This window comes from Streptomyces sp. BV286 (assembly GCF_019090165.1).
Lineage (GTDB): Bacteria > Actinomycetota > Actinomycetes > Streptomycetales > Streptomycetaceae > Streptomyces.
In genome coordinates, this window is sequence record NZ_JAHRIB010000081.1 from 1 (window position 1) to 20,110 (window position 20,110).

A 20,110-nucleotide genomic window follows, 5' to 3' on the forward strand; every position below is an offset into this window, starting at 1 on the left:
CGCGCAGCCCGCGCCCGCCGCGCCGGCGAAGGCGGCCGCACCGGCCGCCGCCCCTCCGGCTCAGGCGAAGCCCGCTCCGGCCAAGCCCGCCGCCGCGAAGGCCGCGCCCGCATCCGAGACCCACGAGGGTCCCGAGTACGTGACGCTGCGGGGCCCGAGCGCCGCGGTCGCGAAGAACATGAACGCCTCCATCGAGGTGCCCACGGCGACGTCCGTGCGCGCCGTCCCGGTGAAGCTGCTCTTCGACAACCGCATCGTCATCAACAACCACCTGAAGCGTGCCCGGGGCGGGAAGATCTCCTTCACCCACCTCATCGGCTACGCGATGGTGCAGGCCATCAAGGCCATGCCGTCCATGAACTACTCCTTCACGGAGAAGGACGGCAAGCCGACCCTGGTCAAGCCGGAGCACATCAACTTCGGCCTCGCCATCGACCTGGTGAAGCCCAACGGCGACCGCCAGCTGGTCGTCGCGGGCATCAAGAAGGCCGAGACGCTGAACTTCTTCGAGTTCTGGCAGGCCTACGAGGACATCGTCCGCCGTGCCCGTGACGGCAAGCTGACGATGGACGACTTCTCGGGTGTCACGGTCTCCCTGACCAACCCGGGCGGCCTCGGCACCGTCCACTCGGTCCCGCGTCTGATGCCCGGACAGTCGGTCATCATGGGCGTCGGCTCGATGGACTACCCGGCGGAGTTCCAGGGCACCAGCCAGGACACGCTGAACAAGCTCGGCATCGCGAAGGTCATGACGCTCACGTCGACCTACGACCACCGGGTCATCCAGGGCGCCGCGTCGGGCGAGTTCCTCCGCGTCGTCGCGAACTACCTGCTCGGCGAGAACGGCTTCTACGACGAGATCTTCGAGGCCCTGCGCATTCCGTACGAGCCGGTCCGCTGGCTCAAGGACATCGACGCCTCGCACGACGACGACGTCACGAAGGCCGCCCGCGTCTTCGAGCTGATCCACTCCTACCGGGTCCGCGGCCACGTCATGGCCGACACCGACCCGCTGGAGTACCGCCAGCGCAAGCACCCCGACCTGGACATCACGGAGCACGGGCTCACCCTGTGGGACCTGGAGCGCGAGTTCGCGGTCGGCGGCTTCGCGGGCAAGTCCCTGATGAAGCTGCGCGACATCCTCGGCGTGCTGCGCGACTCGTACTGCCGCACCACGGGCGTCGAGTTCATGCACATCCAGGACCCGAAGCAGCGCCGGTGGATCCAGGACCGTATCGAGCGCTCGCACTCCAAGCCGGAGCGCGAGGAGCAGCTGCGCATCCTGCGCCGCCTGAACGCGGCGGAGGCCTTCGAGACCTTCCTGCAGACGAAGTACGTCGGCCAGAAGCGCTTCTCCCTTGAGGGCGGCGAGTCCGTCATCCCGCTGCTCGACGCGGTCCTCGACAGCGCCGCGGAGTCCCGGCTGGACGAGGTCGTCATCGGTATGGCCCACCGCGGCCGGCTGAACGTCCTCGCGAACATCGTCGGCAAGTCGTACGCGCAGATCTTCCGGGAGTTCGAGGGCAACCTCGACCCCAAGTCGATGCACGGCTCCGGTGACGTCAAGTACCACCTGGGCGCCGAGGGCGTCTTCACGGGCCTGGACGGCGAGCAGATCAAGGTCTCGCTGGCCGCCAACCCCTCGCACCTGGAGGCGGTCGACCCGATCCTGGAGGGTATCGCCCGCGCCAAGCAGGACATCATCAACAAGGGCGGCACGGACTTCACGGTCCTGCCGGTCGCCCTGCACGGTGACGCGGCCTTCGCGGGCCAGGGCGTGGTGGCCGAGACCCTGAACATGTCGCAGCTGCGGGGCTACCGCACCGGCGGCACGGTCCACGTGGTCATCAACAACCAGGTCGGCTTCACCGCGGCGCCCGAGTCCTCGCGTTCGTCCATGTACGCCACCGACGTGGCCCGCATGATCGAGGCCCCGATCTTCCACGTGAACGGCGACGACCCGGAGGCCGTGGTCCGTGTGGCCCGTCTGGCCTTCGAGTTCCGCCAGGCGTTCAACAAGGACGTGGTGATCGACCTCATCTGCTACCGCCGCCGCGGTCACAACGAGTCCGACAACCCGGCCTTCACCCAGCCGCTGATGTACGACCTGATCGACAAGAAGCGCTCGGTGCGCAAGCTCTACACCGAGTCGCTGATCGGCCGGGGCGACATCACGCTGGAGGAGGCCGAGCAGGCGCTGCAGGACTACCAGGGCCAGCTGGAGAAGGTCTTCACGGAGGTCCGCGAAGCGACGAACGCGCCCTCCGAGGCCCATGTCCCGGACGTGAAGCCCGAGTTCCCGGTGGCGGTCACCACGGCCGTCTCCCAGGAGGTCGTCAAGCGGATCGCCGAGTCCCAGGTCAACATCCCCGAGCGCGTCACCGTCCACCCGCGTCTGCTGCCCCAGCTGCAGCGCCGCGCGTCGATGGTCGAGGACGGCACGATCGACTGGGGCATGGGCGAGACGCTCGCGATCGGCTCCCTGCTCCTCGAGGGCACCCCGGTGCGCCTCTCGGGCCAGGACTCCCGCCGCGGCACGTTCGGCCAGCGCCACGCGGTGCTCATCGACCGGGAGACGGGCGAGGACTTCACCCCGCTCCAGTACCTGTCCGAGGAGCAGGCGCGCTACAACGTCTACGACTCGCTGCTGTCCGAGTACGCGGCGATGGGCTTCGAGTACGGCTACTCGCTGGCGCGTCCCGAGTCCCTCGTGCTGTGGGAGGCGCAGTTCGGCGACTTCGTCAACGGCGCCCAGACGGTCGTGGACGAGTTCATCTCGTCGGCGGAGCAGAAGTGGGGCCAGACGTCCGGCGTCACGCTGCTCCTCCCGCACGGCTACGAGGGCCAGGGCCCGGACCACTCGTCCGCCCGCCCGGAGCGCTTCCTGCAGATGTGCGCGCAGAACAACATGACGGTCGCCATGCCGACGCTCCCGTCGAACTACTTCCACCTCCTGCGGTGGCAGGTGCACAACCCGCACCACAAGCCGCTGGTGGTCTTCACCCCGAAGTCGATGCTCCGTCTGAAGGCGGCCGCGTCGAAGGCGGAGGAGTTCACGACGGGCGGCTTCCGTCCGGTCATCGGGGACGCCTCGGTGGACCCGGCGGCGGTGAAGAAGGTCGTCTTCACGGCGGGCAAGGTCTACTACGACCTCGACGGGGAGCGCCAGAAGCGCGGCATCACGGACACGGCCATCATCCGCATCGAGCGCCTGTACCCCCTCCCGGGTGCCGAGCTCCAGGCGGAGATCGCCAAGTACCCGAACGCCGAGAAGTACCTGTGGGCCCAGGAGGAGCCGGCGAACCAGGGCGCGTGGCCGTTCATCGCGCTCAACCTCATCGACCACCTGGACCTGGCGGTCGGCGCGGACGTCCCCCACGGGGAGCGGCTGCGGCGCATCTCGCGTCCGGCCAGCTCGTCCCCGGCCGTGGGCTCCGCCAAGCGCCACCAGGCCGAGCAGGAGCAGCTCGTCCGCGAGGTGTTCGAGGCCTGACCGGCCTGCGTACGCACGCCTGAGCAAGTGAGGAGGGCCCGGTCCCCGCGACGTCGCGGGGACCGGGCCCTCCGCCGTTCCGACCCGGCCGAACGGGTGCCCGGATGCGGTCAGGTCAGGAGTGACAAGTGGGGCCCGGGGGACGGCGGACGGGGTGCCTCAGTCGCTCGGCGTGTCACGGCAGGACCGCGCTTCGATCGCCTCGTCGTTCGGCTCGTAGTCGCTGATCCACCCCGGCTCCGTGTCCGGGATGTCCGGCAGGGAGGTCGTGACGTCCCTGATCCAGTCGCTGCTCCCGACGTACCCCTTCACGAATTCGCGCAGCTCGTAGCAGTCGGACCGATGGCCCTTCGGCAGGCCGATCCCGTAGTGCTGGGGGGCGCCGATCGTGACGTCGGGAACCACCTTCAGGCGGTCCTTCGCGTGCTGGCGCGCGAAGCCGTGAAGGATCATCTGGTCCGTGGTGACGGCCTCCACCATTCCGCTCTTGAGTTCATCCAGGCAGTCGGAGGCGTCGACGAGCTCCTTGGACGCGATGCCTTGGCGCTTCAGGTCGGCGACGGCATCCGCGGACGTGGTGCCCTCCCACGAGCAGACCATGGCGCCCTTGAGGTCCTTGAGCTCGCGGACCTTCGATCGGGGACCGACCAGGAATCCCTGGTGTGTGGTCACGTACGGGCCCACGAAGTCGACATGCTTCATGCGTTTTTTCGTGATGGAGAACGACGCGAACACCATGTCCACGTCGCCCTTCTTCAGCACCGGGATGCGCGCTTCGGAGGAGACGTTGCTCGGCGGGGCGGACCGGAACCCCAGGCCTTCCTTGACGCGCTCGAACACCAACTGGTCGAAGCCCGACCGGTGGTAGTTCTCCTCGTAGCCGACACCGGGCAGGTCGTTGTGCATACCGACGCTGATCCGGTCCCGGCCGAGAAAGGTGTCGTCCTGTTCGTCCGAACCGGAACTGACGGCGAGCGTCAGTCCGACCGCGACGATGGCGCAGAACGCCGCCACTGCCACGTACACACGGGTCTTCGAGCTCACTGCGTACCCCTCAGCCGTGCAACACGGCGTCGTCGACGAACACGGTCATACTGCAGCCCTTGTCGGTGCGGACCGTCACAAGGACGGTGAGGGCGTCCCTGGCCCCGCCCAGCGGCAGGTCGACCGGCCTGCCCGACCGGACGTCGCCTTCGGTGTTCCGGCCGCCCCCGAGACGGACGGAGAGGTGGGTGTCCGGAGTGCAGGACTGTCTCTCCGGGTTCGCGTCCTCGACCTGGAGGACGAGACGCAGGTGGGTGCGGGGCGGGCCGCCGTCCACGACCACGGTGATCGTCTGCCCGTTCCTCAGCGGGCCGGACGGCTCGACCCTCACCAGCCCCGTCACGTCGACCTCGCCGTGGACGCGCAGCTGCTCAACCCGTACCGCCCCGCCGACGGCCAGGGCGACGGACAGTGCGGAGGCGAGGGCCTGCACCGCGGCGGGGCCCCGGGCGCCCGCCACGCGCACGAAGGCGATCAGCACGGCCGCACCGAGGGCGAGACGAACCCAGAAGAACTGGTCGGCCGGCCCTTCCGGAGTCCGGACCAGCGCGAGACCGCACAGCCCGAGGACCACGGCGAACGGCGGCCAGTTCCACACCCTCCAGCTCCGGGCTCCGTCGAGCGTGTTCTGCAGCGCGTCGCCGACGACGAGGCTGACGACGAAGTTGCCGAGCACCTGCCCGACGGCCGTGGCCCACCTGCCCTGGGCACGTACCTGGGGCCCCCGGCCCAGTGCCGTGCCCTCGCGGACGTCGTCGGTGGGTCGCGTCATCCGCCCGCTCTCGAGGTCTCGCCGAAGGTCATGTTGAAGTCGCCCCGGACCTGCCCGACGGCCACGGAGTGCGGGCCGTGCGCCTCCGTGTGGAAGGTGCCGTCCGGCCGGGCGGCCGCTGCCTCCGCCACCCGCTCCCGGAGTGCGGACGCGCTCAGGTCGCCGCCCTGGAGCCAGTGGCCGATCGCCGCCTCCAGTGCCGCGCGCTGCTCCGGGGAAAGCCCTGCGAGAGCGGCGTTCGCCTCGTCCGGCGCCGCGTCGCCCTCTCCCCGGCGCCCCAGCGCCGCGTCCAGGAACGTCCGGCCACCCTGTACGACACTCTGGGCGACCTGGTCCCGGGCGGTCATGAGCACGGCCGTCCCCATCGAACCCGCCGCGGCGCTCAGCCAGGGGACCAGCTGTCCCGCGACCGTCATCAGTTCGGACATCTCACCGCTCCGTCTCGTACCGCAGGGCGACCGCCCGCACGGCGCGGACGACCAGGGCTGTGCACAACTGCCGGAATAGCTCGAATGAACGCCGAAACAGGGGAGTTACCCCCGTTGATCCAGGCGCACACCCTAGCCAGGGGAGCGGACCCTCGAAGGTGATCGACCGGTTTCGTAGGCTGTGGGAAGCAAAACGACCGGGTCCGCACGCAGGAGAGCAACCACCATGTACTTCACCGACCGCGGTATCGAGGAACTTGAGAAGCGACGCGGCGAGGAAGAGGTCACTTTCGAGTGGCTCGCCGAGCAGCTGCGCACCTTCGTCGACCTCAATCCGGACTTCGAGGTGCCGGTGGAACGGCTGGCGACCTGGCTGGCGCGCCTGGACGACGACGAGGACGAGGAGTAGGCCGCAGAGGCCGCAGGGGCCGTCGAGATCACCGATACGGGTGTCTTGACTTCACGAATCCGCGATATATCGTGTCTATTGGGAGACGCGATATGACGTGTCGTGCCCCCACCCCTGCCGAGGAGGTCTGCACCATGTCCCAGTGGTCCGTCGCAGAGCCGAAAAAGCTCACGTTCGACGAACCGGTGACGGCCCTCCACGTGCGCATCGCCAGTGGCACGGTGAACGTCGTGGGGGTCGACGAGGGTTCCGCCCGCCTCGAGGTGTCCTCGATAGAGGGACCACCCCTGATGGTGACCCATGAGAACGGCACGCTCACGGTCGCGTACGAGGACCTGCCCTGGAAGGGCTTCCTCAAGTGGCTGGACCGCAAGGGCTGGCGCCGCAGCGCGGTGGTCTCCCTGGCCGTGCCGGCGAGCACGCGTGTCGAGGTGGGCGTGGTCAGCGCCACCGCCGTGGTCTCCGGCATCGACGGGCGCGCGATGGTCAGAGGCATCTCCGGCGACACCACGCTCGTGGGACTCTCCGGCCCGGTCCGCGCGGACACCGTCTCGGGGAACGTGGAGACCCAGGCCCTCACCGGCGACCTCCGGCTCAACTCCGTCTCCGGCGATCTGACCGTCATCGAGGGCTCCAGCCCTTCGGTGCGGGCCGAGTCGGTCAGCGGCTCCGTGATCGTCGACCTCGACCCGGCCGGCCGCCCCAGCGACATCAGCCTGACCAGCATCTCGGGGGAGATCGCCGTCCGGCTGCCGCATCCGGCCGACGCGGAGGTCGAGGTGGACTCGGCGAGCGGCGCCGTCTCCAGCGCCTTCGAGGACCTCCGGATCGCCGGCCAGTGGGGCGCCAAGAAGATCACCGGGAGGCTCGGCGCGGGGAACGGCCGCCTGAAGGCGACCACCGTCTCCGGCTCGGTCGCGCTGCTGCGACGCCCTCCGGCGGAGGACGAACCATGGGACGAGGAAGTGGATTTCAAGAAGGAGCCGGACGTCGGGGAGGATGTACCGGAGGACGCGGTTCCTGACACGTCCGAGTCCGGCACCGGATCCGCGTCCACGTCCGCGTCCGCGTCCGCGTCCACGTCCGACGAGGGGCACAGCGCGGCCCCCGAGGACGTGGTGCCCGGCGGCGCCGGAGCTCCCCGCCCCACGCACCACCCCGCTCCCGGCGCCGCGGGCGGCTCACCCGACGGCCCGACCCACCAGAAGGGGCTCTGACATGGCTCCCGTCTTTGCCCATGGCCGCCTGCGGCTCTACCTGCTGAAGCTCCTCGACGAGGCACCGCGCCACGGCTACGAGGTCATCCGCCTCCTGGAGGAGCGCTTCCAGGGGCTGTACGCGCCTTCGGCCGGCACCGTCTACCCCCGGCTGGCCAAGTTGGAGGCCGAGGGCCTGGTCACCCACACCACCGAGGGCGGCCGGAAGGTGTACTCGATCACGGACGCGGGCCGTGCCGAGCTGGCGGACCGCAGCGGTGAACTGGCCGATCTGGAGCTGGAGATCCGCGAGTCGGTCGCCGAGCTCGCCGCGGAGATCCGTGCCGATGTGCGGGGCGCGGCGGGTGACCTGCGCCGTGAGATGCGGGCGGCGGCGAGCGAGGCGCGTCGGGGCTCGGCGGAGGCCGGCCCCCGCGACCACGAGGAACACCCGGGCGGTCACGGGGACTTCTCGGACCTCGGGGACAAGGAGGCGTGGCGCGTCGCCAAGGAGGAGATGCGCCGCGTCAAGCAGGAGTGGAAGGAACAGGCCCGCCGCGCCAAGGACGAGAGCCGCCGCGCCCGTGAGGAGGCCCAGCGCGCCCGCCACCAGGCGAAGGAGGCCCAGGAGCAGGTCCGGGTGCAGGCGCAGGAGGAGCTCCAGCGCATCGCCAAGCACGTCCAGGACCAGGTGCAGGACCACTTCACCCGAGGCGACTGGCCGACGGGTGTCCGGGAGGGCCTGACCGAACTCGCCAAGGAGTTCGGCGATTTCGGGAAGGACTTCGGCAAGGGGTTCGGGAAGGACTTCGGCTTCGGAGGCCGATCGACGTCGACCACCGGGACCGGGACAGGTACAGGGACAGGGACAGGGGCCCGGACGGAAGCAGGGGCGGGGGCAGGGGGGTCCGGGGCGGAGAAGGCCGACTACACGGTCACTCCCGAGGACTTTCCCGCCGGGTACGAGCCCTCCTGGGCCCACGAGGATTCCACGGGCGATCCCGCCCGGGACCTCGACCGCCTGCTGGACCGCTTCCGCGACGACATCCGTGACACGGCCCGCGACCACGGGGTGACGGAGGAACAGCTGCGTGACGCGCGCCGCCACTTGTCGTCGGCCGCGGCACGTATAGGCGCCGCGCTGCGGACGCCGAAGGCCTGAGAGGCGGCCCGGCGGCCGTCCCGGCAGTCGAGGGAGCCTCGCCGTCCGATTCGGTCCGAGGCCGCCCTCGGCCATCCGCAGCGGTCCTCAGCGGCCCATGCGGCCGCTGATGCCGAGGCGGCCCCGGCGCGGGCCGCCTCACCTCGGTTCCTCAGCCCGCTTTCGCCTCTCCCCCGCCGTACAGCACGCGCCGCAGCGACGCGTAGGTCACTCCGTGGTCGGCCAGCACCTCGGCGGGGACACCGGGTCGGGCGGTCAGTGCGAGAAGGAGATGCTCGTCGCCGATGTACCGGTCCTGCTGGGCGAGGGCGATGCGCAGGGACTCCGTGAGGAGGTCCTTGGCCCCCTGGGCGAAGGGGCGGTGCCCGCCGAGGAACCCGGACCACCATCCCCTGGCGCGTCCGCCGCCCCTGCTGTCCGGCGGGCTCTCCAGCGCACCCTCTCCATGGGCCTCCTCGACGCGCGAGACGATCGCCGAGACATCGATGCCGAGCCCCGAGAGCGCGTCGGTGTCGGCGCGGGAGAGCCCGCCCCGGCGACGCGCCTCGGCCAGCGCCTCCTCGACGGACTCCCTGCGCTCCGAGAGCCCCAGAGACATCAGGGCGAACGACGCACGGCTGGCCTCGCGGTCCAGGAGGGCCAGCAGCAGGTGCTGTTCCTCGACCGTCTCCGCGTCCAGCCGCTCGGCGTGGCCGACCGCGCCGAGCACCACCGCGCGGGCGTCCTTGGTGAACCGTTCGAACATCACTGCCTCCCGTACTTCTTGTGCACGGCCTGCCTGCTGACACCCAGTTCCGCGGCGATCTCCTGCCACGACCAGCCCTGATTGCGCGCGTTGCGCACCTGCACCGCTTCGAGCTGCTCCAGCAGCCTCCGCAACGCGGAGACGGCCCGCAGCCCGATCCGCGGATCGCGGTCGCCCGCGCGCTCGGCGAGATCCGTTGCTTCGGTCATGGTGTCAACTTAGATTGACACACCCGGGCATGTCAACCTCAGTTGACATGCCCGGGTGTGCGAGGCGAGCCTGCGGCCCGGCCCGGCGAGTCGGCTCACCTCACCTGGCGACGCCGAAAGACGGCAGGAACAGGGTCACGGGGCGGTCAGGACGACCTTGCCGAAGAGCTCACCGGACTCCATCCGCTCGAAGCCCTCGCGGGCCCGGTCGAGCGGCAGCACCTCGTCGATGACGGGGCGGAGGCCGGTGGCGGCGCAGAAGGACAGCAGGTCCTCGAGTTCGTCCTTCGTGCCCATCGTGGAGCCGACGACCTTGAGTTCGAGGAAGAAGATGCGGGTCAGTTCGGCGTGCGAGGGGCGGTCGCCGCTCGTGGCACCGGAGATGACCAGGGTGCCGCCGGGCTTGAGGGACTTGACCGAGTGGGACCAGGTGGCGGCGCCGACCGTCTCGATGACCGCGTCCACGCGCTGCGGCAGCCGGGCTCCGGACTCGACAGCCTCGACGGCGCCCAGCTCCAGGGCCCGCTTGCGCTTGGCCTCGTCCCGGCTGGTCGCGAAGACCCGCAGCCCGGCGGCCTTCCCGAGCGCGATCGCGGCGGTGGCGACACCGCCTCCGGCCCCCTGGACGAGGACGGAGTCGCCGGGGCGTACTCCCGCGTTGGTGAAGAGCATGCGGTAGGCCGTCAGCCAGGCGGTGGGCAGGCAGGCGGCCTCTTCGAAGGAGAGCTCCTTCGGCTTGGGGAGGACGTTCCAGGCGGGCACGGAGACCTGTTCGGCGAAGGTCCCCTGGTACCGCTCGGTGAGGATGGAGCGCGGCTCCTTCGGGCCGACGCCGTGGCCGGTCTGCCCGATGACGGAGTGCAGGACGACCTCGTTGCCGTCCTCGTCGATCCCCGCGGCGTCACAGCCGAGGATCATCGGCAGCTTGTCCTCGGCGAGCCCCACCCCGCGCAGCGACCAGAGGTCGTGATGGTTCAGGGAGGCGGCCTTGACGTTCACGGTCGTCCAGCCGGTCCGGGCGCCGGGGGCGGGCCGCTCCCCCAACTCAAGGCCGTTCAACGGCTGGTCACGGTCGATACGGGCAGCGTAGGCAGCGAACATGGTCCGACCCTAGGCTCCCCTCACCCCCGCACGGAACCACGTCCCTCTGTGACACGCGTCCCCCTGGGCAGAAGACAGGTGCTGCCACCTCAGAGACGGAGGACAAGGGCGCGGTCCCGCCCTTCGGGGGCGCGGCTCCGCCCTTCGGGTCTTCGGGGCGTGGCTCCGCCCTCCCGGGGCGCGGCCAGTCCTCCAGGGGCGCGGGGAACGGCGCGACCAGCCCCCGCCCACCCGCACCCGCACCCGCACCCGACTCACCCACCCGGCCGAACCCCGACGCAAAGAATCCCCCCGCACGAAAATTCGGGCCCCGCCCACCAGGACGGGACCCGAACCTCACGCACGTAACCGGCCGAACGGACCTACCGCCGGGCCACGCCCTCGGCGCGGGCCGCCGCGGCCACCGCCGAGGTCACCGCGGGAGCGACCCGCTCGTCGAACGGCGACGGAATCACGTAGTCCGCGGCGAGGTCGTCCCCGACGACGGCGGCCAGCGCCTCGGCCGCGGCGATCTTCATGCCCTCGGTGATCCGGGAGGCCCGCACCTGGAGCGCGCCCGCGAAGATCCCGGGGAACGCCAGCACGTTGTTGATCTGGTTCGGGTAGTCCGACCGCCCGGTGGCGACGACCGCCGCGTACTTGTGGGCGATGTCGGGGTGCACCTCGGGGTTCGGGTTCGCCATGGCGAACACGAACGCGCCCTCGGCCATGGAGGCCACGGCCGGCTCCGGCACCGTACCGCCGGACACACCGATGAAGACGTCGGCCCCGGCGAGCGCGGCCTCCAGCGAGCCGGACAGCCCCGCCTTGTTGGTCATGACGGCGAGCTCCCGCTTGACCGGGGTCAGATCGTCCCGGTCGACCGAGACGATGCCCTTGCGGTCCGCGACGGCGACGTCCCCGAGACCCGCTTCCAGCAGGAACTTCGCGATGGCGACCCCGGCCGCGCCGGCGCCCGAGATCACGGCCCGCAGCTGGCCGAGCGTCCGCCCGGTCAGCCGCGCCGCGTTCCGCAGCGCCGCCAGTGTCACGACGGCCGTCCCGTGCTGGTCGTCGTGGAAGACCGGGATGTCCAGCCGCTCCTGCAGCTTCCGCTCGATCTCGAAGCACCGGGGCGCCGAGATGTCCTCCAGGTTGACGCCCCCGAAGGACGGCGCGAGGCGCACGACGGTCTCGACGATCTCGTCCACGCCCGTGCAGGCCAGCGCGATCGGCACGGCGTCGACCCCGCCGAACTGCTTGAACAGGATCGCCTTGCCCTCCATGACGGGGAGCGAGGCCTCGGGCCCGATGTCGCCGAGCCCGAGGACGGCGGTGCCGTCCGTCACGACGGCGACCACGGACGACTTCCACGTGTAGTCGTGGACGAGCTCCGGCTGCTCCGCGATGGCCGTGCAGACCTTCGCGACGCCGGGCGTGTACGCCAGGGACAGGTCGTCCTTGTCACGGACGGGCACGGTGGCCTGCACGGCCATCTTGCCGCCGCGGTGCAGCGCGAACGCCGGGTCGAAGGAATCGAGGGGCTCGGCCCCGCCTTCCTGATCCGTACTGCTGTCGCTGCGAGGATTGACGATCTCCGCTGCCACTTTGTTTTACCCCTTAAGTCTTAATCGTTGAGGGTTGCCGCTCCGGGTGAGGAGCGGGCGGGCACCGCGCATGTCCCTGATGACTGTTAAGTACGGGTACGTGCGCGACGGGCGCGCCGCACACGCGCCCTGAGCCCCGGATGAGGGGTGTAAGGAACCTTCTTACCGGACGGACCGCACCGCGGACGAGTCCATGGAGCGAAGGTCACACGTGGGCGGCCGAAGGTCACAGACCGGAGAAGCCCGGCTCGTATACCGGAGAGGCAAGGTCACATACCGGTGACGTGACACGTGCCCGAATGCATCGAACAGACCCGCTTCACGAACTAGTCACCGACAAGCACCGAGGTGCCGGAAGTGCCCAGAAGCGGTCGTCCGCAACGCGCGTTCCACCGGAGATCTTCCGGCTGCGGCGAAGGTTTTCCGCACAAGATCCGGTCATGGCGGACCGACTCGGTCCGGTTCGGGGGTCACCCGTTATCCGATTTTGACATGGCGAGTGCCCTGAAGGTCCGAGTCCGAATGGCAAGATGCCGTAATCACACGAGGTCGCGACACCCGAAGGTGTGTGTTCTCGTCGACCCATCGGCTACTGCCGACCCATCGGCAACTCACCCACCCGCCGGAGGAACCCACCATGACCGCAAGCTCCACCCGTCGTACGACCGCCGTGCAGTCCCGGATAGCCGCGGTCGGTGCGATCGCGGTCGCAGGCGCCCTGCTGCTCACCGGCTGCGGTGACCAGACCAAGGACAAGGACAGCGGCAGCTCCGACACCGCTGACTCCAGCGCGGCCCCGCTCGCCGACCAGCTGCCCAAGGCCGTCCGCGACAAGGGCGTCATCAAGGTCGGCTCGGACATCGCCTACGCGCCGGTCGAGTTCAAGGACGACTCGGGCAAGACCGTCGGTATCGACCCCGACCTCGCCGACGCGATGGGCAAGCAGCTCGGCGTGAAGTTCGAGTTCGAGAACGGCACGTTCGACACCCTGCTCACCGGCCTGCGCTCCAAGCGGTACGACATCGCGATGTCGGCGATGACGGACACCAAGGACCGCCAGGAGGGCATCGACGCCGACACCGGCAAGAAGGTCGGCGAGGGCGTCGACTTCATCGACTACTTCACCGCGGGCGTCTCGATCTACACGAAGCAGGGCGACGACCAGGGCATCAAGACCTGGGACGACCTGTGCGGCAAGAAGGTCGTGGTGCAGCGCAACACGGTCTCCAACGACCTGGCCAAGGCCCAGGCCAAGGAGTGCCCGGCCGGCAAGAAGCTCTCCATCGAGGCCTTCGACAACGACCAGCAGGCCCAGACCCGGCTGCGCGCCGGCGGCGCCGACGCCGGTTCCTCGGACTTCCCCGTCGCGGCGTACGCGGCGAAGACCTCCGGCGGCGGCAAGGACTTCGAGGTCGTCGGCGAGCAGGTCGAGGCCGCCCCGTACGGCATCGCGATCGCCAAGTCGAACACCGAGCTGCGGGACGCCCTGAAGGCCGCGCTCGACGCGATCATCAAGAACGGCGAGTACGACAAGATCATCGCGAAGTGGGGCGTCGACGCCGGCGCCGTCAAGGAAGCCACCCTCAACGGCGGCAAGTGACCGCGTTCCCAGCGGCACTGAAAGGCAACATCCGTGACTGTTGACATCGACAAGACGGCGGGCCCCGAGGACACTCCCCCGGCCGGACCGGAGGCCATCAAGGCCATCCCGGTCCGGCACTACGGGCGGTACGTCTCGGCCGTCATCGCGATCGCGCTCTTCGCATCGATCATCTACGCGTTCGCCCAGGGCCAGATCAACTGGGGTGCCGTACCGGACTACTTCCTCGACGACCGGATCCTCAAGGGCGTCGGCCAGACGATGCTCCTCACCGTCCTCTCGATGGTGATCGGCATCGCGGGCGGCATCCTCCTCGCGGTGATGCGCCTGTCGAAGAACCCGGTGACCTCGTCGATCGCGTGGTTCTACATCTGGTTCTTCCGGGGCACCCCCGTCCTGGTCCAACTGGTCGTCTGGTTCAACCTGGGCCTGGTCTTCCAGTACATCAACCTCGGTCCGATCTACAAGGACTACTGGTCCAGCTTCATGACGCCGCTGCTCACGGCGCTGCTGGGACTCGGCCTGAACGAGGCCGCGTACATGGCGGAGATCTGCCGCGCCGGCCTGCTGTCGGTCGACGAGGGCCAGACCGAGGCCTCGCACGCCCTGGGCATGAGCCACAGCAAGACCCTGCGGCGGATCGTGATCCCGCAGGCGATGCGCGTGATCGTGCCCCCCACGGGCAACGAGGTCATCAACATGCTGAAGACGACCTCACTGGTGTCGGTGGTCCAGTTCGCCGAACTCTTCAGATACGCCCAGGACATCGGCCAGTCCTCGGGCGCACCGGTGGAGATGTACTTCCTGGCCGCCGCCTGGTACCTGGTCCTGACCTCGGTGCTCAGCGTCGGGCAGTACTACGTCGAGCGTTACTACGCCCGCGGTTCCAGCCGTTCACTCCCGGACACGCCGTTCCAGAAGATCCGGGCGAACATCCTGTCACTGTCCAACCGCTCGGGGGGAGGGGCCAACGCATGACCCCCAACGTGACCAAGGCGGACTCCGGTGCGCCGATGGTGAAGGCCGAGGGCGTCCACAAGTCCTTCGGCCACGTCGAGGTCCTCAAGGGCATCGACCTCGAAGTGAAGCCCGGCGAGGTCTTCTGCCTCATCGGCCCGTCCGGCTCCGGCAAGTCGACGTTCCTGCGGTGCATCAACCACCTGGAGAAGGTCAACGCCGGGCGGCTGTACGTCGACGGGGAGCTGGTCGGCTACCGCCAGAAGGGCGACAAGCTGTACGAGCTCAAGGACAGCGAGGTCGCCCTGAAGCGGCGGGACATCGGCATGGTGTTCCAGCGCTTCAACCTGTTCCCGCACATGACGGCGCTCGAGAACGTCATGGAGGCCCCTGTTCAGGTCAAGGGCGTCAGCAGGGCACAGGCGCGCGAGCGGGCGAACCAGCTGCTGGAGCGGGTCGGCCTCGCCGACAAGGCCGGCAACTACCCGTCCCAGCTCTCGGGCGGCCAGCAGCAGCGGGTCGCCATCGCACGGGCCCTCGCGATGGACCCGAAGCTGATGCTCTTCGACGAGCCCACCTCGGCGCTCGACCCGGAGCTCGTCGGTGACGTCCTCGACGTCATGCGCGACCTCGCCGAGTCCGGCATGACGATGGTCGTCGTGACCCACGAGATGGGCTTCGCCCGGGAGGTCGGCGACTCGCTGGTCTTCATGGACGAGGGAGTGGTGGTCGAGTCCGGTCACCCGCGGGACGTACTGACGAATCCGCGGCACGAGCGGACGCAGTCGTTCCTGTCCAAGGTGCTCTAGCCTCCGGCGGTCGGGCGGCTCTCGAAGGGGCGGTACGGATTTTTCGTACCGCCCCTTCGCGTGCCGCGACCGTTCGGACCGAGCCGGCCGTTTCCCTGAGAAGCGGGGCTGGGCCCCGGCTTCTCCGTGCCGGCTATTTGAGAGCCAGTACCAGGGCGTCCGACGGGGAGCGCCACACCTCGCGGGCCTCGGCGAAGCCCTTCTCGCGCAGCACGCGCGCGTGCCAGGCGGCGGACGGGGTGTCGCCTTCCGCGTGCTCCCCGTAGATCTCGAAGCGGCGAGCCGTGGGTTCGGCGAGGACGGGGTCCTGGGCGGCGAGCTGCCACCACTCGGACCAGTCGAGGACGCCGGCCGCCTTCGCCCCGTCCATGCGCGCGTGCCGCTGCGCCCGGTCCGCCGCGTTGAGCCGCGGGGTCGTCTCGTCGATCATGTGGTCCGCGTTCATGAACACCCCGCCGTCGCGGACGAGTCCGGCGACCTGGTCGTAGAGGACCGCGAGGGGCTCGCTGTGCAGCCAGTGGAGGGCGGTGGCCGTGAGGACCGCGTCGTACGAGTCGTGGGGCAGCCGGGAGGTCCAGTCGGGGTCCTTGAGGTCCGCCGTGACGAACGTGACCCGGTCGTCGCCCGCGAACGTGCCCTCGGCGATGGTCAGGAGCGCCGGATCGAGATCGACACCGGTACTGACCGCCTTCGGGAACCTTTCGAAGAGCCTGGCCGTGATACTTCCCGTACCGCACGCGAGGTCGAGGACACGCGGCTCGGGGCCGACCAGTGCCCCGACCATGTCGAGCATGACCCGGAAGCGCTCCTCGCGGTCCGGGAGGTACCACTCCTGCTGCCGGTCCCAGCTCTGCTGCCACGCCTGCCAGTCGGACCCGGTGGTGGTCGTCATGAAAGCCCCTCTCCCGCCCAGCGTGTAATACCCTGGAAGCACAATTAGCCATTACGTGTCCGCAGCACGACCATAGAGCGCCCCCGTAAGGACTACAAGTGGAACTGGCCTATTACTCGGATTACGCCGTGCGTCTCGTCAACAGCGAGGAACCGGCCCGGGGCAAGGACGCACTCACCTCGGTCGACGCGGTCCGCGACCTCTTCGGCGGCAACGCCTCGGCGGCCCGGCGCGCCACGGACGCCGACGTGACCCGCTTCCGCGGGGTACGGGCCCGGCTGCGCGCGGTCTTCGAGGCGGCGGACGGGGACGACGAGACGCTCGCCGTGGACCTGCTGAACTCGCTGCTGCTGGAGTTCCCGGTCAGCCCGCAGATCTCGGGCCACGACTTCCGCGACGACAACGGCCGTCCGCTGTGGCACATGCACCTGTCGGACCACCCGTCGAACGCGACCGCGGGGTACGCCGCGATCGCCGCGATGGGCCTGGCCTTCCACCTCACCGAGTACGGCGTGGACCGCCTGGGTCTGTGCGAGGCGGCACCGTGCCGCAACGCCTACCTCGACACCTCGACGAACCGCTCCCGGCGCTACTGCTCGGACCGCTGCGCGACCCGGGCGAACGTCGCCGCCTACCGCGCCCGCAAGCGCCTGGAGGCGGACCGGCCGGACAGTACGGGCCTCGCGGTGGACAACGCCCAGCGCGCGACCGCGAACGGCGAACGCTGACCTTTCTTGAACGGCCGGTAGCGGAACCTCACCTTCCCGAGGATCAGTTCCTCGGGCACGGTCCCGTAGTCGGTGCTGTCGCCGCCCGCGAAGGAGTTGTCGCCGAGGACCCACCAGCCGCCCTCGCGCCGCTCGGCCGCGCGCTTGACGACCAGCAGGTCCTGCTGGAACGGATGGCGCAGCACGACGACGTCACCGGGCCTGACCCTGGCGCCGTACTGCACGACGAGGAGGTCCCCGTGATGCAGCGTGGGCACCATGGACGGTCCCGTCACCTCGGCGGTCCCGAAGGGCAGGACGGCCCTCCCGCGCTCGGTCTCCTGCGACAGCTCCGGCATCCCGGCACCTCCCCGGTCCTATCCTCCACGAGTCCCAGTCTGACCCTGGACTTTTGTCCTAAGCCCATGGGGGCACTCGCGAAAACCCGTCACTCACGGAGTAATGTCCCACCTGAGAAGACGATCACGAGGAAGGACAGCTCAATGCTCTCCCGCCTGTTTGCCCCCAAGGTCAAGGTCAGCGCCCACTGCGACCTGCCCTGCGGTGTGTACGACCCCGCCCAGGCCCGCATCGAGGCCGAGTCGGTCAAGGCCGTCCAGGAAAAGATGGCCGCCAACGACGACGCGCACTTCCAGGCCCGCGCCACCGTCATCAAGGAGCAGCGCGCCGAGCTCGCCAAGCACCACGTCTCGGTGCTCTGGAGCGACTACTTCAAGCCCCCGCACTTCGAGAAGTACCCGGAGCTGCACCAGCTGGTCAACGACGCCCTCAAGGCCCTTTCGGCCGCGAAGGGTTCGACCGACCCCGCCACGGGCCAGAAGGCGCTGGACTACATCGCCCAGATCGACAAGATCTTCTGGGAGACCAAGAAGGCCTGACCCAGGGCAGGTTGTCGGCCCCCGGGGCCGGCCGCCGGCCCGCCACGACCGGCGGGCGGTGCACCCTCGCAGGTCACTGGGCATTCCCGGAAGGGGCCCGGCCGGAGTTCCGGCCGGGCCCCTTCCGTGTCCCGCCCCGGCCGGTCCGCCGGCGCGGGCGTCCGGGGCGGCTTCCGTGGGCACCCGTTGGGCGAATGACCGTCGAAAGAGGTCGCCGTCGTCATAGTTTCGAAAGCAACGAGTACCGACTCGACCGGACGAAGCAACAGACGACGAACAGACGACGAACAGACGGCAGCAGGAAGGCGGCACCGGACAGAGGCGAGCGAGGACGAGCAGCGGCGAGCGGGGCCGGAGACGGCCGTGCGCGGCAGGGAGGGGAGAGACATCGGAATGCCTGTACAGCCTCTCGAGGAACGCCTGGCCGTCGCGTTCGTGGAGCTCGCCGGCACCCTGGCCGACGACCTCGAGGTCGGCCACGTCCTGCAGACGCTCTCCGAGTGCTGCGTCGACCTCCTCGACGTCTCGTCCGCGGGCGTCGTCCTGGCCGGCGCCCCGGGCGACGGGCCGACGTCCGCCGGATCCGACGCCCGCGCCCGGGGTCTGGAGCGCGACGGCGTCGACTGGGACGAGGGGCCGTCCCGGGACTGCGTACGTTCCGGCCGGTCCCTGGAGGGTGTCCTTCTCGACCACCCGGACGCCCGGACGAGCTGGCCCCGCTTCTCCCGCCGGGCCCTCGAACTGGGATTCCACTCGGTGACGGCCGTCCCGTTACGGCTGAGGGACCAGGTCGTCGGCGCCCTCACCCTCTTCCTCGACCGGGCCGGCACCCCGGCCGACGGACGGCTCGGGCTGGGCCACGCCCTCGCGGACTTCGCCGCCATCGGCATCCTGCAACGGCGGGCACTGCACCGGCAGACGCTGCTCACCGAGCAGTTGGAGACCGCCCTGCAGTCCCGCATCCTCATCGAGCAGGCCAAGGGCGCCCTCGCCCAGCGGCGGCAGATCAGCGTGGACGAGGCCTTCGTCCTGCTGCGCGGCCACGCCCGCTCCCAGCGCCGCCGCCTCTCGGCCGTGGCCCAAGAGGTCCTGGACGGCACCACCGACCTGTCGTCGGCGGAGTCCGCCGAGTGACGTGCGCCGGCCTCGCGCCTCGGGTCGCGGGTCGCGGGTCGCGGGTCGCGGACGGGCAGGCCAGGGGCTCTGTCGGTGGGCCGTGGGATGCTGAGGACATGACCCCGGAGGACTTGGTCCGGCTGCGCAAGGCCCGCGACCGGATGGACCGCGAGTACGCCGAGCCGCTGGACGTGCCCATGCTCGCGCGCACCGCGCTGATGTCTCCGGGCCACTTCCAGCGCAGCTTCCGCGCGGCCTTCGGCGAGACTCCGTACGGCTATCTCATGACCCGCCGTATCGAGCGCGCGAAGGCACTGCTCCGGCGCGGCGACCTGAGCGTCACGGAGGTCTGCTTCGCGGTGGGATGTACGTCGCTCGGTTCGTTCAGTTCCCGCTTCACGGAGCTGGTCGGAGAGTCGCCGAGCGCGTACCGGGCGCGGTCGCACGAGCCGGGGGCGGCGATCCCGGCGTGCGTGGCGAAGATGTACACACGGCCGGTGCGCGGTGCCGCGGCGAAGCCCTTAGCGTGAGGCCATGGACCTCAAAATCTCGCAGTGCTTCATCTCGGTCGACGACCACGACCTGGCGCTCGCCTTCTACCGCGACGTGCTGGGCCTGGAGGTCCGTAACGACGTCAGTTTCGAGGGCATGCGCTGGGTCACCGTGGGTCCTCCGCTGCAGCCGGACGTGGAGATCGTCCTGGAGCCGCCCCTGGCCGATCCGAACGCTCCGGAGGCCGACCGGCGGGCCGTCACCGAGCTGCTGGCCAAGGGAATGCTCCGGGGTGTCATCTTCACCACGGAGGACTGCGACGCAACGTACGAGCGCCTGCTCGCCGCGCATGCCGACGTCCTCCAGGAGCCGACGGACCAGCCGTACGGGGTCCGCGACTGCGCGGTCCGCGACCCCGCGGGCAACCTGCTGCGCTTCACGCAGCGCAAGTAGGGCGAGCGGGCCGGACGGGATCGGGGCGAGCGCCCGGGCC

General features: G+C 69.9%; 21 protein-coding genes. 12 read left to right on the forward strand and 9 right to left on the reverse strand.

From position 1 onward, the window contains the following. Nucleotides 1–3,493: multifunctional oxoglutarate decarboxylase/oxoglutarate dehydrogenase thiamine pyrophosphate-binding subunit/dihydrolipoyllysine-residue succinyltransferase subunit (locus tag KUF83_RS11660; RefSeq protein WP_217454563.1), on the forward strand; the 3,493-nt coding region annotated here is incomplete at its 5' end. A gap of 159 nt (nucleotides 3,494–3,652) precedes the next feature. On the opposite strand, the gene KUF83_RS11665 is transcribed toward KUF83_RS11660, so the two are convergent. The 3 genes from KUF83_RS11665 to KUF83_RS11675 are packed head-to-tail and all read right to left on the reverse strand — an operon-like array spanning nucleotide 3,653 to nucleotide 5,737. Further along, a complete protein-coding gene (locus KUF83_RS11665; RefSeq protein ID WP_308402973.1) occupies nucleotides 3,653–4,537 on the reverse strand; it encodes a transporter substrate-binding domain-containing protein in 885 nt (294 codons plus the stop codon). A gap of 10 nt (nucleotides 4,538–4,547) precedes the next feature. Further along, a complete protein-coding gene (locus tag KUF83_RS11670; protein WP_217454564.1) occupies nucleotides 4,548–5,309 on the reverse strand; it encodes a hypothetical protein in 762 nt (253 codons plus the stop codon). Continuing rightward, nucleotides 5,306–5,737, reverse strand: coding sequence for a hypothetical protein (locus KUF83_RS11675; RefSeq protein WP_217454565.1), 432 nt, complete (start codon nucleotides 5,735–5,737; stop codon nucleotides 5,306–5,308). Before KUF83_RS11675 ends, KUF83_RS11670 begins: the two co-directional genes overlap by 4 nt. Nucleotides 5,738–5,963: 226 nt before the next feature. Here KUF83_RS11675 and KUF83_RS11680 point away from each other — a divergent pair, with 226 nt between their 5' ends. The 3 genes from KUF83_RS11680 to KUF83_RS11690 all read left to right on the forward strand — a co-directional run bounded on the left by KUF83_RS11680 (nucleotide 5,964) and on the right by KUF83_RS11690 (nucleotide 8,504). Beyond that, nucleotides 5,964–6,146: a DUF6104 family protein gene (locus tag KUF83_RS11680; protein WP_018571400.1), complete on the forward strand. Its 183-nt coding sequence runs from the start codon at nucleotides 5,964–5,966 to the stop codon at nucleotides 6,144–6,146. Between the two features lie 134 nt (nucleotides 6,147–6,280). Next, entirely contained in the window at nucleotides 6,281–7,363 is a 1,083-nt protein-coding gene (locus KUF83_RS11685; protein ID WP_217454566.1) for a DUF4097 family beta strand repeat-containing protein, read from the forward strand. A gap of 1 nt (nucleotide 7,364) precedes the next feature. Then, nucleotides 7,365–8,504, forward strand: a complete 1,140-nt coding sequence (locus KUF83_RS11690; RefSeq protein WP_217454567.1) for a PadR family transcriptional regulator — start codon at nucleotides 7,365–7,367, stop codon at nucleotides 8,502–8,504. Nucleotides 8,505–8,655: 151 nt separating this feature from the next. Here KUF83_RS11690 and KUF83_RS11695 read toward each other — a convergent pair whose 3' ends face one another. From KUF83_RS11695 to KUF83_RS11710, 4 genes are all read right to left on the reverse strand, one after another. Then, nucleotides 8,656–9,249, reverse strand: coding sequence for a Clp protease N-terminal domain-containing protein (locus KUF83_RS11695; RefSeq protein WP_217454568.1), 594 nt, complete (start codon nucleotides 9,247–9,249; stop codon nucleotides 8,656–8,658). Next, on the reverse strand, nucleotides 9,249–9,458 hold the full coding sequence (locus KUF83_RS11700; RefSeq protein ID WP_217454569.1) for a helix-turn-helix domain-containing protein: 210 nt from the start codon (nucleotides 9,456–9,458) through the stop codon (nucleotides 9,249–9,251). Before KUF83_RS11700 ends, KUF83_RS11695 begins: the two co-directional genes overlap by 1 nt. Nucleotides 9,459–9,593: 135 nt before the next feature. Further along, entirely contained in the window at nucleotides 9,594–10,559 is a 966-nt protein-coding gene (locus KUF83_RS11705; RefSeq protein WP_217454570.1) for a zinc-binding dehydrogenase, read from the reverse strand. Between the two features lie 362 nt (nucleotides 10,560–10,921). Next, the gene (locus tag KUF83_RS11710) at nucleotides 10,922–12,145 is read right to left on the reverse strand and encodes an NADP-dependent malic enzyme (RefSeq protein WP_217454571.1); all 1,224 of its coding nucleotides are present in this window, start codon (nucleotides 12,143–12,145) and stop codon (nucleotides 10,922–10,924) included. A gap of 637 nt (nucleotides 12,146–12,782) precedes the next feature. Here KUF83_RS11710 and KUF83_RS11715 point away from each other — a divergent pair. The 3 genes from KUF83_RS11715 to KUF83_RS11725 are packed head-to-tail and all read left to right on the forward strand — an operon-like array spanning nucleotide 12,783 to nucleotide 15,511. Further along, nucleotides 12,783–13,745, forward strand: a complete 963-nt coding sequence (locus KUF83_RS11715) for an ABC transporter substrate-binding protein (protein ID WP_217454572.1) — start codon at nucleotides 12,783–12,785, stop codon at nucleotides 13,743–13,745. Between the two features lie 33 nt (nucleotides 13,746–13,778). Continuing rightward, nucleotides 13,779–14,723 carry an amino acid ABC transporter permease gene (locus KUF83_RS11720; RefSeq protein ID WP_217454573.1) on the forward strand — a complete coding sequence of 315 codons (945 nt, stop codon included), beginning with the start codon at nucleotides 13,779–13,781 and terminating at the stop codon, nucleotides 14,721–14,723. 35 nt (nucleotides 14,724–14,758) lie between these two features. After that, nucleotides 14,759–15,511, forward strand: a complete 753-nt coding sequence (locus tag KUF83_RS11725; protein ID WP_217454581.1) for an amino acid ABC transporter ATP-binding protein — start codon at nucleotides 14,759–14,761, stop codon at nucleotides 15,509–15,511. Nucleotides 15,512–15,644: 133 nt separating this feature from the next. Here the strand turns inward: KUF83_RS11725 and KUF83_RS11730 are convergent, their stop codons facing one another. Next, on the reverse strand, nucleotides 15,645–16,403 hold the full coding sequence (locus KUF83_RS11730; protein WP_217454574.1) for a trans-aconitate 2-methyltransferase: 759 nt from the start codon (nucleotides 16,401–16,403) through the stop codon (nucleotides 15,645–15,647). 98 nt (nucleotides 16,404–16,501) lie between these two features. On the opposite strand from KUF83_RS11730, the gene KUF83_RS11735 reads away from it, so the two are divergent. Further along, nucleotides 16,502–17,131: a CGNR zinc finger domain-containing protein gene (locus tag KUF83_RS11735; protein ID WP_217454575.1), complete on the forward strand. Its 630-nt coding sequence runs from the start codon at nucleotides 16,502–16,504 to the stop codon at nucleotides 17,129–17,131. Here the strand turns inward: KUF83_RS11735 and sodX are convergent. Next, on the reverse strand, nucleotides 17,035–17,469 hold the full coding sequence (gene sodX, locus KUF83_RS11740) for a nickel-type superoxide dismutase maturation protease (RefSeq protein WP_217454576.1): 435 nt from the start codon (nucleotides 17,467–17,469) through the stop codon (nucleotides 17,035–17,037). The two genes, KUF83_RS11735 and sodX, sit on opposite strands and share 97 nt — an antisense overlap. A gap of 144 nt (nucleotides 17,470–17,613) precedes the next feature. Between sodX and sodN the strand changes: the two genes are divergently transcribed. The 4 genes from sodN to KUF83_RS11760 all read left to right on the forward strand — a co-directional run bounded on the left by sodN (nucleotide 17,614) and on the right by KUF83_RS11760 (nucleotide 20,070). After that, nucleotides 17,614–18,009 (forward strand): superoxide dismutase, Ni, encoded by a 396-nt coding sequence (sodN, locus tag KUF83_RS11745; RefSeq protein WP_055531247.1) that lies wholly within the window; start codon nucleotides 17,614–17,616, stop codon nucleotides 18,007–18,009. 393 nt (nucleotides 18,010–18,402) lie between these two features. Next, nucleotides 18,403–19,143: a GAF and ANTAR domain-containing protein gene (locus tag KUF83_RS11750; RefSeq protein ID WP_217454577.1), complete on the forward strand. Its 741-nt coding sequence runs from the start codon at nucleotides 18,403–18,405 to the stop codon at nucleotides 19,141–19,143. 98 nt (nucleotides 19,144–19,241) lie between these two features. After that, complete coding sequence (locus KUF83_RS11755; protein ID WP_217454578.1) at nucleotides 19,242–19,655, forward strand: helix-turn-helix transcriptional regulator; 414 nt, start codon at nucleotides 19,242–19,244, stop codon at nucleotides 19,653–19,655. A gap of 4 nt (nucleotides 19,656–19,659) precedes the next feature. After that, a complete protein-coding gene (locus tag KUF83_RS11760; protein WP_217454579.1) occupies nucleotides 19,660–20,070 on the forward strand; it encodes a VOC family protein in 411 nt (136 codons plus the stop codon). Nucleotides 20,071–20,110 lie beyond the last annotated feature (40 nt).